Here is a 1,400-nt window from a genome sequence, read left to right as displayed (position 1 = left end):
ATATGATTCTGTTATTGGGTGGAACTCGCCTATACACATGACTTTTTATTCAACGTAAAAACAGGATTTCGCCACTGAATATATATATAGAAGGGATGCTCAGACATCAAAACACCAGAAAAATATTCATCTTGTGAAGCTCTAGTCAAAAAAACAGTGACAACACCGAAAAATTTTCACCCCATCAATATATTTTTTCATCATGTAGAAGCGATGTAGCTAACGCTAGGCTCCGCCAACGCTACGCTCAAGTCAAAAGTAAAAAATAAGAAGTCAAAAGTCATAAGTAATTCTTGAGTGTTGATAATTGCCCTAACCTAAATATTGAGAAACAAAGAAAAACTGTCATTTTGTGGAGCTACTAAAAAATCGGCAGAGTTTTCCTCTTGCATCCCCAAAAAAATTATGATATGATTTAATCGTTGGGGGTCGTTAGCCCCTGCACATGACTTTTTATTCAACACAAAACAACATATCGCCACTGAATATATAGAAAGGATACTCAGACAGCAAGACAAAGCAAAATATCATCTTGTGAAGCTCCAAAACAGCATGACCGAAGAAAACCCTCGACAGTTAAGAATGTATACCTTTTCAACGTGAAACCCTTTGCCTATATATATTTGAGACTATTTTATGATTCTGTGAAGTTTAAATTCAACTAAACCCTTCTGATACCAATTCAGTGTTAAATAATTTCCTAAAATTACTGTATTATCAAAGTTTTGAGCTGATAAAATCTTACTTTTGACTTTTGACTTTTGACTTATAACTTCCGTGAAACGGTATTCCCTCTTCCTTCTACAAATGACCAAAAAAATCAATCAGAAACTAATAATTTTCCTAGCATTTCTACTATCATCATTCTTCCTCAGATTCTGGACATTATTTGTATCAGTATTAGACAAAGACGAAAGCATCTATATATTAGGAGCAGATAGTCTATTAAACGGCAACCTCCCTTATATAGAAATTTGGGATAACAAACCTCCAGGCATTTTTATTTTATTTTCCCTAACAATGCTAATTTTAGGAAAATCGATAATATCAATCAGAATCTTATCCATTATCGCCACAACTTTTACCAGTTATTTTTTATATAGCATTGGTGCAATTATTGACAAAAAACAAGGAGAAAAAATTGGATTATTAGCAGGTGTCTTATACGCTATTTTTTCCCTACATAATGATGGTGCTGCTGCGAATGCGGAAATTTTGTTTGCTCCTTTAGTGACTGGAGCATTTTTATTATTATTTCAGAATAGGAAACTATCAAATATTAAAGTATTTTCGATAGGTCTAATTTTAGGGATAGGAATGCAAATCAAATATTTGGTAGTTATGGATGTTTTGGGATTAATTTTATTGGGAAGTTTATTTCAGAAGGAAGAAGGAAGAAG

1 protein-coding gene is annotated in these 1,400 nt (G+C 32.9%); it reads left to right on the top strand.

Going from position 1 to position 1,400, the window contains the following annotated elements; translation table 11 throughout:
- Positions 1-807: 807 nt before the first annotated feature.
- Positions 808-1,400: glycosyltransferase family 39 protein (locus tag AC3DU7_RS04345; RefSeq protein WP_488038131.1), on the top strand; the 593-nt coding region annotated here is incomplete at its 3' end.

The sequence above is a fragment of the Okeania sp. genome, from assembly GCF_983059655.1.
Note: the sequence above shows the minus strand (reverse complement) of the source record. Positions and strands in the feature narration are given on the sequence as shown.